10 protein-coding genes are annotated in these 10,857 nt (G+C 73.7%); 6 read left to right on the top strand and 4 right to left on the bottom strand.

The features are described 5' to 3' along the window. Positions 1–106: 106 nt before the first annotated feature. Complete coding sequence (locus ACFYM0_RS05000) at positions 107–478, bottom strand: hypothetical protein (protein ID WP_388496599.1); 372 nt, start codon at positions 476–478, stop codon at positions 107–109. A 275-nt stretch (positions 479–753) separates the two neighbouring features. Between ACFYM0_RS05000 and ACFYM0_RS04995 the strand changes: the two genes are divergently transcribed. Further along, positions 754–1,920: an AI-2E family transporter gene (locus ACFYM0_RS04995; protein ID WP_388496597.1), complete on the top strand. Its 1,167-nt coding sequence runs from the start codon at positions 754–756 to the stop codon at positions 1,918–1,920. Between the two features lie 30 nt (positions 1,921–1,950). On the opposite strand, the gene ACFYM0_RS04990 is transcribed toward ACFYM0_RS04995, so the two are convergent. After that, the gene (locus ACFYM0_RS04990) at positions 1,951–2,589 is read right to left on the bottom strand and encodes a helix-turn-helix domain-containing protein (RefSeq protein WP_388496594.1); all 639 of its coding nucleotides are present in this window, start codon (positions 2,587–2,589) and stop codon (positions 1,951–1,953) included. Between the two features lie 161 nt (positions 2,590–2,750). On the opposite strand from ACFYM0_RS04990, the gene ACFYM0_RS04985 reads away from it, so the two are divergent. The 4 genes from ACFYM0_RS04985 (at position 2,751) to ACFYM0_RS04970 (ending at position 6,551) form a co-directional block, all read left to right on the top strand. Continuing rightward, complete coding sequence (locus tag ACFYM0_RS04985) at positions 2,751–3,881, top strand: aryl-sulfate sulfotransferase (RefSeq protein ID WP_388496591.1); 1,131 nt, start codon at positions 2,751–2,753, stop codon at positions 3,879–3,881. Then, entirely contained in the window at positions 3,878–5,260 is a 1,383-nt protein-coding gene (locus ACFYM0_RS04980; protein ID WP_388496588.1) for a uracil-xanthine permease family protein, read from the top strand. The genes ACFYM0_RS04985 and ACFYM0_RS04980 overlap by 4 nt, the downstream gene beginning before the upstream one ends. A 78-nt stretch (positions 5,261–5,338) precedes the next feature. Beyond that, complete coding sequence (locus tag ACFYM0_RS04975) at positions 5,339–6,244, top strand: hypothetical protein (protein WP_388496585.1); 906 nt, start codon at positions 5,339–5,341, stop codon at positions 6,242–6,244. A gap of 55 nt (positions 6,245–6,299) precedes the next feature. Further along, on the top strand, positions 6,300–6,551 hold the full coding sequence (locus tag ACFYM0_RS04970) for a hypothetical protein (RefSeq protein WP_388496582.1): 252 nt from the start codon (positions 6,300–6,302) through the stop codon (positions 6,549–6,551). 133 nt (positions 6,552–6,684) lie between these two features. Here ACFYM0_RS04970 and ACFYM0_RS04965 read toward each other — a convergent pair whose 3' ends face one another. After that, positions 6,685–7,305, bottom strand: coding sequence for an L-threonylcarbamoyladenylate synthase (locus ACFYM0_RS04965; protein WP_388496580.1), 621 nt, complete (start codon positions 7,303–7,305; stop codon positions 6,685–6,687). A 116-nt stretch (positions 7,306–7,421) separates the two neighbouring features. After that, positions 7,422–8,795: a cytochrome P450 gene (locus ACFYM0_RS04960; RefSeq protein ID WP_388496578.1), complete on the bottom strand. Its 1,374-nt coding sequence runs from the start codon at positions 8,793–8,795 to the stop codon at positions 7,422–7,424. A 321-nt stretch (positions 8,796–9,116) separates the two neighbouring features. Here ACFYM0_RS04960 and ACFYM0_RS04955 point away from each other — a divergent pair, with 321 nt between their 5' ends. Continuing rightward, positions 9,117–10,841, top strand: coding sequence for a chloride channel protein (locus ACFYM0_RS04955; RefSeq protein WP_388496577.1), 1,725 nt, complete (start codon positions 9,117–9,119; stop codon positions 10,839–10,841). The last annotated feature ends 16 nt before the right edge of the window (positions 10,842–10,857 follow it).

Below are 10,857 nucleotides of genomic sequence, written 5' to 3'. Positions count from 1 at the left end.
CGTGGATGCGGTGCGGCGTGAAACAGCGGCGTTCCGGAGCCCGGCCGGGGGCCGGACTCCGGAACGTCCTTGCGAGTGGCGAACGGACGGCCCCGTCCGTGGGCCGCTAGCGGTTGAGCGTGATCGAGTTGATCGGGCCGAGGTCGGCGTAGACCCCGGTGCCCTGGACGATGGGGTTGCCGCAGTTGACCCCGTTGGAGCCGGCGCACAGGCGTGCGGTGGCCCCGCCGTACTGGTTGTTGAGCACCCAGTGGTTGCCGTACTGGTTGCTCAGGTTGTGCGCTCCGTAGCTGTAGAAGACGTGGCTCGGGCTGACGGCCGGGTTCTGGTTCTGCGGATAGATGCAGACCGCCCCGTCCGGGCACCCGGCCCACGTGTCGGACGGCTGCGCGCCGGACGCTCCGGCGGCTCCGCTCAGGGCGACGACGGCGGCCGCGGCGGTGGTGAACGCGGCGGCGCCGCGGATCATCTTGCGCATGGTGGGTGTCCCCTCGGGTCTTGCTCCGTGCTGACACCTCGAGCCTGTCCCCGGCGGGCACTGGGGTCGACGGGTTTCCCGTCGCCCGTCGCAGGCCCGGCCCGGGAAACCCCCGGTGACCAGCGCACTCGCCGAAGGAGGGGCAACGGCCGTGCCTGCTCCTTCGGCCCAGCGCGGATGAGGCCTTCGGGCGAACGCGCTGCGCGGCGCACCGGGCCGCCGCCACCGGGGTGATAGCCCGAGGGGACCAACACATCCCGGAGGTGCGGCCGCACATGACCAGGCGACTCGTGACGCGGCCCGCCCGGCGGCTCCCGCCCGGCGGCCGCCCTCGTGGCGAAGGCCGGACCGGGCAGGACCGGAGCCCGGCGCGTGCGGGGTCCCCGGCCGCCGCCCGGGCGGTGACCCCGGTGGCCCCGGCCCTGCGGACCGCGGCCGGGTACGCATGGCGGCTGCTGGTCGTCGGCGCGGCGGCGTACGCGGTCTTCGCCGTCCTGGGACGGTTCCACGAGATCGCCCTGGCCCTCTTCCTCGGCCTGGTCGCGGCGGCCATGCTGCGCCCGCCCGCCGGGCTGCTGGCCCGGGTGATGCCCCGCGGGCTCGCCGTGGCCTGCTCGCTGATCGGCAGTCTGATCCTGGTGCTCGGCGCCCTTGCCCTGGTCGGCGAGGCCGTCGCGGGGGAATGGCCCGCGCTGGTGAGCGAGTTCCGGGTAGGGCTGGAGCGCATCCAGAACTGGCTCCAGGGTCCGCCGCTGCGGCTCGACGCGCACGCCCTGACCGATGCCCAGTCGAAGATCGGCGACTACCTCTCCAGCCACCGCTCCACCCTGCTGAGCACGGCGCTCAGTGGTGCGGGACGGGTCGTGGCGGTCTTCACCGTGCTCGCCCTGGCGCTGTTCTGCTCGGTCTTCTTCATCCACTCGGGCGACCGGCACTGGAGCTGGTTCTGCGGACAACTGCCGGTGAGCGTACGGGACCGGGTGGCCGTGGCCGGCCGCGCCGCATGGCTGACCTTCACGGGCTACACCCACGGCATCGTGCTCGTGGCCGCGACCAACGCCGTCCTCGTGGGCATCGCGCTCTACCTCCTGGGTGTCCCGCTGGCCGTCCCGCTCGCCCTGCTGGAGTTCGCCGCCGCCTTCGTCCCGCTCATCGGCTCCCCGGTGGCGCTCGGCGTGGCCGCCGTCGTCGCCCTCGCCACCAAGGGGCCGCTCGTGGCGGCTCTGGTGGTCGCGCTCATCGTGGTCATCGGCCAGATCGAAGGACACCTGCTGCATCCGCTGGTGATGAGCTGGGCGGTGCGCCTGCACCCGATGGTGGTGGCCCTGTCGGTGGTCGCGGGAGCCATCGCCGCCGGGATCGTGGGGGCCGTGGTGGCGGTGCCCCTGGTCTCGGTGGCCTGGTCCGTGCACCAGTCCTTGCGCAAGGCCCGCACGGACTGACGTACCGCCGCACCCGCGCACGGCCCCCGGTCAGCCCTGGGGGTCCACGACGGCCTCGACATGGTCGGCGACGGCGACGAGCAGCACCCGCGTGCCCGCCTCCAGCGCCCGCCAGCGGTGCTCCACCCCGCCCGTGAGGTACAGCGTGTCGCCGCGGCCCAGTCGGTGGGTCCGCCCGTCCACCTCCACCTCCGCGGCCCCGTCGGCGACGTACATCAACTCGTCGTTGCGGTGCCGGAACGCGCGATCGGCGTCGTGGTCCCCGGTGAACTCCAGCGCGTGCATCTGATGCTGGCCGCGTACGAGCGGACGGACCCGGGCCGTCGGATCCGGCCCGGAACCGGGCCCGGCGTTCAACCCGGCGTTCAACCCGGAGTCGATCCCGGAGCCGAACCCGGAGTCGAGCCCGGAATCGGCGTCGGCCCGCACGATGTCCACCCGGCGCGGGGTCTCCCCGGCCGCCAGCAGCTGCACCGCCGTGGTGTCCAGGGCGTCGGCCACCCGCTGGAGCGAACGCATGCTGGGGCGGGCCCGGTCGTTCTCGATCTGGCTCAGGAAGGGCGAGGACAGCCCGCTGCGCGCGGCCACCTCGGCGAGGGTGAGGTCCAGGGCCCTGCGCCGCCTGCGGATGCCCGCACCGATCCTCCGCTCGGACGTCTCGTCTTCCACCCGGCCGCACACCCCGCTTCTCTTTCCCCGCCTCTGACGATCATCTTCCCGCACCCGGCCGCGGGCTTCGCACTCCCTTCACAGTGCCGCAACAATGCACCGCTAACTTCAAAGGAGATTGTTCGCATCAAAGAAAGTTTCAAGCTCCGCAGGAGGACACCATGCCCCAGGTCGACCAGAACTCCCGCCGCCGCCGCGGCACCGGTCTCATCGCCCTCGACCCCACCGCCTCGGAAGGCGGGTACACCCTCTTCGCCCCGCTCACCGGCACCGGCGAGGTCTACCTGATCGACATCCACGGCGAGGTGGTCCACGAGTGGCGGCTGCCCTACCGCCCCGGCCGGCACGCCCGGATCCTCGACAGCGGGAACCTGGCCTACAGCGGCGTGCTCCCCGGCGAGGAGACCCTCTTCCCGATGTGGCACAAGTACCGCGGCGGCGTGATGCTCGAAGCCGCCCCCGACGGCACCGTCCTGCACGAACACCGCGATCCGCTCCAGCACCACGACGCCCACCACTTCGGCGGTGGCCGCGTGCTCTACACCGCGCTCGAACCGCTGCGGGGAGCCGACGCGGCGGGCGTGCTCGGCGGAGTGCCCGGCTCGGAGGCGGCCGACGGCACGGTATGGGCCGACACGATCACCGAGGTCGACGCCGACGGCTCCGTACGCTGGTCCTGGAGCGCGGCCGAACACCTCGACCGGGCCGAGTACGCCCTGCACCCCGACTACGCGCGCGAGCACTGGCCGCTCGTCAACAGCGTCCTGCCGCTCGCCGACGGGAACGTCCTCGCCAGCCTGCGCAGCGTCTCCGCCGTGGTCGTCATCAGCCGGGAGACGGGCGAGATCCTCTGGCGCACCGAGCCCGGGGTCGTCTCGCAGCAGCACGCCCCCACCGAGCTCGCCGACGGCAGGGTGCTGGTGTTCGACAACGGCGTCTTCCGGCCCGGATCGGACGTCCCCTACTCCCGCGTCATCGAGATCGAGCGCTCCTCCGGAAAGGTCGTCTGGGAATACCACGACCCGGCCAGAGAAGCCTTCTTCGCCCCGTTCATGGGCAGCGCCCAGCGCCTCGCCGGCGGCAACACCCTCGTCACCGATTCCCCGTCGGGCCGGCTCTTCGAGGTGACCCCGGAGGGCTACCTCTGCTGGGAGTACGTCGTCCCCCACTTCGGCGCCTACCAGGAGTCCGAGGTCCGCGGCCTGTTCCCGTCCGAACCCAACGCCGTCTTCCGCTCCTACCGGTACACCGCCGAAGAGCTGCCCTGGCTGGACAGAGAGGCCGCCCGGTGAGCGCCGCCCCCGCGAAGCCCGCACCGGTGAGCCCGGCCGCTCCGGTCGGTCCGGCGGACGAGCGGCTGCCGCTGCGCCGGCTGGCCCCGCTGTCCGCACAGCACGTCCTGGCCATGGTGGCCGCGCCCGTCTCCACCACGTTCCTGACCGGCCAGGCCCTCGGCCTCACCGCCGCCGGCACCGCCTCCCTGCTCAGCGCCACCCTCGTGCTCTGCGGCGCCGGCACCCTGCTCCAGTCCCTGGGGATCTGGCGGTTCGGGGCCCGGCTGCCGTTCGTCATGCTCCCCGGCGGGGCGGCCACCGCGCTCTTCCTCCAGATAGCCAAGGACCACGGCCCCGCGACCGCGACCGGCTCGGTGCTCCTCGCCGCGGCGCTGCTCTTCGCCGTCCTGCCCTTCTACGCGAAGGTCGTACGGCTCTTCCCGCCCGTGGTCATGGGCATCACCGTGCTGCTCATCGGGATCGCCATGATCCGGGTCGCCGCCCAGCTGGTCACCGGACGCCCAGGGACCCCCGGTTACGCCTCGCCATCGGCCGTGGTTCTGGCCGGCGCGACCATCGCGGCCACCGTGCTCTTCCTCCTGGTCCTGCGCGGGATCTGGCGGCAGACCGCCGTGCTCCTCGGCATGGGCGCGGGCACCCTCATCGCGCTCACGACCGGCCTCGGCCACCTCGCTCCCGCGGGCGGAGCCGGCGGGAACCTGACCCTCCCGGACCTCCTCCCGTACGGCGCACCGCACTTCGACGTGCTCGCCGCACTGCCCCTCCTCGTCTTCAGCCTCACCACCCTCGCCGAGATCACCGGGCAGACCGTGCTCATCAGCGAGACCGTGGGGCGCGAGAGCGACCCCGGGCGCGATGTGCCCCGGGTGGCCAGGGCCGACGCCCTGATCTCGGTGTTCGGCGGGCTGTTCGGCACCTCGCTGATGGTCACGAGCGCGGAGAACATCGGCATCGGACGTCTCACCGGCGTCCGCAGCCGCTTCGTGACCGCCGGGGCGGGAGTGCTGCTCATCGCCGTCGGCCTGCTGGCACCCGTCTCCCGGCTGCTGGCCGCGATCCCGGCGCCCGTCGTCGGCGGATCCGCCCTGGTGATCTACGGGATCATCGCCGTGATGGGCGTCGACATGCTCGGGCGGACCGCACCCGGCGCCGGCGGCGGTTCCACCGTCATCGCGCTGGCCCTCACCGCCGGACTGCTTCCGGTGGTTGCCCCCGACCTCTACCAGGGGTTCCCCACCTGGGCCCGGACGGTCCTCGGCAGCGGTGTGGTGGCGGGCACGCTCGCCGCCGTCCTGCTCCACGCCCTCTTCCGCGCCTTCGGGAGCGGCGGGCCGCCGGGCGGGACGTCCGCGCCGGAGGCCCACCCCGCGGACTGACGGCGCCGCTCCGCCGGGCCTGCGGCTATCCTCGCGCGGCGAAGCCGGGTACAACTGCTGTGCGAAGAGGGGAAGCCGATGCTGCGCGATGTGCGCGAGTGGTTCGACGGCGCGGCCGACGGAGAGATACGGGCACTCGAAGAGGTGCCCGGCATAGATCCGGAACGGCTGCGGGAACTGTGGTGTGCCGAGCCGGAGCTGATGCTCCGCCTCGACCGCCTGCACACGGCCGCGCAGCGGGCCTTCGAACGGCGTACGAGGGTGGCGGTCACCGAGGAGCTGATCCGTGCCCTGCGCGCCGTGGCCCAGGGGGCGGACGTGGCCCGGCTGGAGACGACGGTCGCGCTCGCCGGAACGCGGCTGCGGGCCGACGCGGCCACCGCGGGCGCGCGCGGCCTCAACACCGGTCTGACCTGCGGAATCGTGGTCAGCCCGGTGATCCTGGTCGTGGTCCTCGCGCTGGGGGCGTGGGTGCCCGGGATGTTCGGGGTGGAGCTCGGATGCCAGGAGCGACTGGCCCTGGCGGGGGCCCTGGTGTGCTTCTCGGGCGGCGCGATGGGCGCGGTCTTCAGCGTGATCGTCCGGCTGCGGGATCCCCGGCAGCTCATCCGCGACCGTGCGGGCGTCCGCGACAGTGCGGGCGGGGGCGACCCGGACGCGGATCCGGTCCAGTTGTCCCGGGCCCTGCGCCAAGAGGGCTGGTACCGGGTGGTGGTGGGGTGGTTCCTGGCCTCCGCGCTCTACCTGCTCGTCACCGGCGGGATCCTCACCGTGCTCACCCCGCCGGCCGCTCCGGCGGACCTGTGCGGGCCCGGCCCGCTCTCCGCCGACGGGCACGGGGCCCTGGTCAAGACCTGGTTCTTCTGGGGAGCCATCGGCTTCCTCGCGGGCCTGAACGAACGGTGGGCGCGCGGTCTGCTGCGCCACCCCTCGGCGCCCGGGGGCGAGGCGGCCGGCCCGGGGGAGGGCACCCGGCGCTCGTAGGGCCTGCCTGTCGTGCCGGACGGCATGATGCGCGGGATCCGGTTAGCGTCGGGGCATGAGTACCGAACCGCAGACCTTCGAGATCCTGCTGGTGCCCGAGCACGTGGTGGAGGGGTCGCCCGACGACGCCGTCCGCTCGGCCGTCGTCGCACCGACCGGCCAGAACGGCGCCTCCGGCTACCCCCGCTACTCGGGTGACGGGATGGTGGCCGACATCGATCCCCGCACCCGAACGGTGGAAGCACTCCTCGTGGACGGCTCCGAGCTCGACTACGGCCTCAAGCCCGTCCTGTACCGGCCCGCCTGACACGCCGTACGCCAGGCGGCCGTACCGTCGGGCCGCCCGCCGCAGGCCCGGCGGGCGGCGGGCGTGCGGGTGGTCACGCCCTGCCTCGCCGGCGGGTGAGCCCGCCCCGCCCCGCCTCGCCGCCCGGCCGCCGTTACTCGAAGCGGGCGGTGTCCCCGGCGCCGCGCCGGACGATCTCGGCCTCGCCGCTGGAGAAGTCGATGACCGTCGTCGGCAGCGTCCCGCAGTCGCCCGAGTCGACCACCATGTCCAGGACGTGGTCGAGCCGGTCCTTGATCTCCCAGCCCTGCGTCATCGGCTCCGCCTCGTCGGGCAGGAGCAGGGTGCTCGACAGCAGCGGCTCGCCGAGCTCGGCCAGCAGTGCCTGCACCACGACGTGGTCGGGGATGCGCACGCCCACCGTCTTCTTCTTCGGGTGCTGGAGCTGGCGCGGCACCTCCTTCGTGGCCGGGAGGATGAAGGTGTAGCTGCCGGGGGTGGAGGCCTTGATCGCGCGGAAGACGTCGTTGTCGATGATGACGAACTGGCCGAGCTGCGCGAAGTTCTCGCACACCAGAGTGAAGTGGTGGCGGTCGTCGAGCTGCCGGATGGACCGGATCCGGTCCACACCGTCACGGTTGCCCAGCTGGGCGCCCAGCGCGTAGCAGGAGTCCGTCGGATAGGCGACGAGCCCTCCGGCGCGGATGCCGTCGGCGATGCTGCTGATGGCGCGGGGCTGGGGGTTTTCGGGGTGTACGTCGAAGTACTTTGCCATCCGCAGAGCCTACGGGATCCGGTGGTTCGTGCCGGTCGTCGCGGGCGTCCCGGCCGGCCCGCTGTGTCGTCCCGCCCGCGGGGCTCGAGGCCCGGGCGGCCCGGGTGCGCGTTCCCTCACCGCCCGCGGGCCGCGCGGGCCGCGCGGGCCGCGAGCGTGGCCGGCGTCGGGCCGTCCGGACGCACGGTGATGCCGTAGGCCGCCTTGTCCGGGACGGACCCGAAGACCGGCACGTGCGCCGGCAGCAGGTGTTCCAGCAGCACCGTCGACTCGCGCAGCGCGAACTGCAGCCCGAGGCAGGCGCGGGGACCGATGCCGAAGGGCACGTACCCGCCCGGGACGGCCGGCCGGCCGCCCGGTGCGGTGAAGCGCAGCGGGTCGAAGCGCCCGGGATCGGGCCACAGCGCCGGGTCGCGGTGCGCCAGGTACGGGCAGACGATCACGTCGGTGCCCGCCTCGACGGCGTAGCCCGCCAGGACGTCGTCCTCGACGGCGTGCCGGGGCAGGATCCAGGCCGACGGGTACAGCCGCAGCGTCTCGCTGACCAGGGCCTGGATCGCCTCCCGGCGCTCCGCGGAGCCCTCGCCGCCCGCGGAGAGGGCCCGCTCGCGGGCCTCGGGACGGCGGTCGAGGAGCAGGTACAGCCAGGTCAGCGTGGTGGCCGTGGTCTCGTGCCCGGCGACCAGCAGCGTGACCAGCTCGTCGCGGATCAGCCGGTCGGTGTACTCGGGCCGCTCCGCGGACGCCTCCACCAGCATGTGGAGCAGCCCCGGCCCGTCGGGACCCGCGGAGCCCCCGCGGGCGGCGGCGATGGCGTGGTGGGCCACCGCGTCGATCCTGGCCAGATCGCCGGCGACCGCCTCCCCGGCGTCGGCGGAATCGGCGGGCAGCGTCGGCAGCGCCGCCACCACGGCCGCGACGGAGCCCAGTTCGCGCTCGGTGTCCACGTCCAGCGGGTGGCCGGTCAGGGACCGCCAGATGGTGTCGAGGGCGAAGCGCCGCATCTCCTCCCCGACGTCGAAGACCTCTCCGGTACGGGCGTACGCGGACCAGCGCCCGGCCGTGATCCGCGCGGCCTCGGCGATACGCTGCTCGTAGCGGCGCATCCCGGTCCCCGTGAACTGGGACTGCAGGAGCCGCCGTTGCCGCTTCCACGCCTCGCCGGTGGCGGAGAGCACGCCCTCACCGACCAGCAGCCGGGCGCGGTGCGAGCGTTTGACGTAGCGCTGCGGATGCAGGGCCAGCACGTGCTGGATCGCCCCCGGATCGGTGACCAGCACGGTCGGCCGGCCCGTCGACCCGCTGCCCGGCCCGCTGCCGGGGCCTTCGCCCAGCCGGAACGCGCCGACCCCGCCGAGCCGTCCGCACACCTCGGCCAGCAGCTCGACGAGCTGGCCTCCCCCCGCGCTCCAGCGCGCCACGACGGAGGGGTCCAGCTCGGGGACCGGGGGACTGGGGCGGTGGCCCGCGGGACCGGCTTCGATGGCCATCGGTGCTCCCCTGTTCGTCCGGTCGCCGGCTGCGGTGCGCCGGTGCTCCGCCCGCGCCGGGGCGGAGGCAGCACGGACTGTACGGGACCGGGCACGGGCGGGGGTCGGCCTTCGGCCAGGCGGCACACCGCCCCGGACAGCCGCGCGCCGGTCCGGCGGCGAACCGTGAACGGACCCACCACCGGCTCTACGCCGGGCGGGTGTACCTCCGGCCCGCCTCCGGGCCGCGGCGGGAGGCGGCCCGTTGGATGGGGGTCCGGGGGATCGTGGTCAGGGGCCGGGGCGCGCGATCGGTGGTGGATCGGTTCCTGAGGAGTGCAGATGGGTCCGTTCTCGGCGGACGGGGCACGGGACGCGCTCCACCGCACCCAGGCCGCGATGCTGCTGCCCGCGCTCCTCGTGGGCGCCGGGTCGGGACTCGGCGCGGTGGGCTTCCGCTGGCTGATCGAGATCTTCACCCGGGCGCTGTCCGGCCACGACGACTATTCCTCGGCCGGCCACGCCGACAACCCGTACGTGCCCTGGCTCGGACCGTACTTCGTGCTGCTCGCCCCCGTGGTCGCGGGCGCGCTCTACGGACCGCTCGTCTACCGCTACGCCAAGGAGGCGCGCGGCCACGGAGTCCCCGAGGTGATGTACGCGGTCGCCCGCGAGGGTGGCCGGATCCCGTCCCGGGTCGCGGTGGTGAAGTCCCTGGCCTCCGCGCTGTGCATCGGCGGCGGCGGTTCCGTGGGCCGCGAAGGGCCCATCGTGCAGATCGGGGCCGCCCTCGGGTCCACCGCCGGAGCCCTCCTGCGCGTGTCCGAGGACCGGATGCGGCTGCTGGTCGCCTGCGGCGCGGCCGGCGGCATCGCCGCCACCTTCAACGCACCGCTGGCCGGCGTCTTCTTCGCGATGGAGCTGATCCTGCGCGATTTCACGGCCCGCGCCTTCGGCCTGGTGGCGGTCTCCGCGGTCACCGCCAGCGTGATCGGCCGCGAAGTCCTCGGCGACGAAAGGTTTCTCGATCTGGCACCGGTGAACGCCGGCCATCTGGCCGCGTACGCCCTGTACGTACTGCTCGGTGCGCTGGCCGGGGTCGTCGGGGTGCTCTTCACCAAGGTGCTGTACGGGGTGGAGGACCTCTGCGACTCCGTCTGGCACGGCCCGGAATGGCTCCGCCCGGCAGCCGGCGGCATCGTGCTGGGCGCGATCCTGCTGGCACTGCCGGAGATGTACGGGGTCGGCTACCCGGTCCTCGGCAAGGCCGCGGTGGGCGGGTACGCGATCGGATTCCTGCTCGTCCTGCTCGTCGGGAAGATCGTCGCGTGCAGCGTCACCATCGGGATCGGCGGCTCGGGAGGCGTCTTCGCCCCCGGCCTCTTCGTCGGTGCCATGCTCGGCAGCGCCTTCGGACAGTCGATGGACCACCTCGCCCCCGGAGTGACCGGCTCGGCCACGACCTACGCCGTCATCGGGATGGGCGCGGTCTTCGCCGGTTCGGCCCGCGCACCGATCACCGCCGTCGTCATCATCTACGAACTGACCGGCGAGTACGGGATCATCCTGCCGCTGATGGTCGCCGTCGCCGTCGCCACCGGGGTCAGCCACGCGCTCAGCCGGGACACCGTCTACACGGCCAAACTCCGGCGGCGCGGAGTCGACCTGGACCTGACCGGCCCGGCCGCGATCGAGGTCCGGACCGCCATGGGACCACCGCCTCCCGCACTCGCGCCCGGCACCGGCCTGCGCGAGGCGATCACGGCGATGATCGAGGCGGGCGCCGACCGCCTCCCGCTCGTCGACCGGCACGGCCACTACGCGGGCTCGGTCGGCGCGCCCGCCCTCTCCCGGGCCCTGCACGGAGGACTCTCCGAGGGCACGCCCGTCGAAGTGCTACGGGACCACCCGCCGGTCCTGCTCGCAGGTCAGTCCCTGCAGGAAGCACTGCCGCTCCTCGCCGCGAGCGGGGGCGACGGACTCCCGGTCCTCGACGAGGAAAGGCTGCGCCTCCTGGGATGGGTCTCCCACCGCTCGGCCCTGCTGGCCCTGCACCCGCAGGCCTGATGCGGTGACAGGTCCG

This window comes from Streptomyces sp. NPDC006487, from assembly GCF_042870555.1.
GTDB lineage: Bacteria > Actinomycetota > Actinomycetes > Streptomycetales > Streptomycetaceae > Streptomyces.
The sequence above is the reverse complement of the archived record's forward strand: the minus strand, read 5'-3'. Positions and strand labels throughout refer to the sequence as shown.

What these genes read in the sequence shown, in the direction of transcription:
- ACFYM0_RS04995 (WP_388496597.1), top strand. Translation starts at nt 754, where the DNA reads ATGACCAGGCGACTCGTGACGCGGCCCGCCCGGCGGCTCCCGCCCGGC.
- ACFYM0_RS04975 (WP_388496585.1), top strand. Translation starts at nt 5,339, where the DNA reads ATGCTGCGCGATGTGCGCGAGTGGTTCGACGGCGCGGCCGACGGAGAG.
- ACFYM0_RS04985 (WP_388496591.1), top strand. Translation starts at nt 2,751, where the DNA reads ATGCCCCAGGTCGACCAGAACTCCCGCCGCCGCCGCGGCACCGGTCTC.
- ACFYM0_RS05000 (WP_388496599.1), bottom strand. Translation starts at nt 478, where the DNA reads ATGCGCAAGATGATCCGCGGCGCCGCCGCGTTCACCACCGCCGCGGCC.
- ACFYM0_RS04960 (WP_388496578.1), bottom strand. Translation starts at nt 8,795, where the DNA reads ATGGCCATCGAAGCCGGTCCCGCGGGCCACCGCCCCAGTCCCCCGGTC.
- ACFYM0_RS04965 (WP_388496580.1), bottom strand. Translation starts at nt 7,305, where the DNA reads ATGGCAAAGTACTTCGACGTACACCCCGAAAACCCCCAGCCCCGCGCC.
- ACFYM0_RS04955 (WP_388496577.1), top strand. Translation starts at nt 9,117, where the DNA reads ATGGGTCCGTTCTCGGCGGACGGGGCACGGGACGCGCTCCACCGCACC.
- ACFYM0_RS04970 (WP_388496582.1), top strand. Translation starts at nt 6,300, where the DNA reads ATGAGTACCGAACCGCAGACCTTCGAGATCCTGCTGGTGCCCGAGCAC.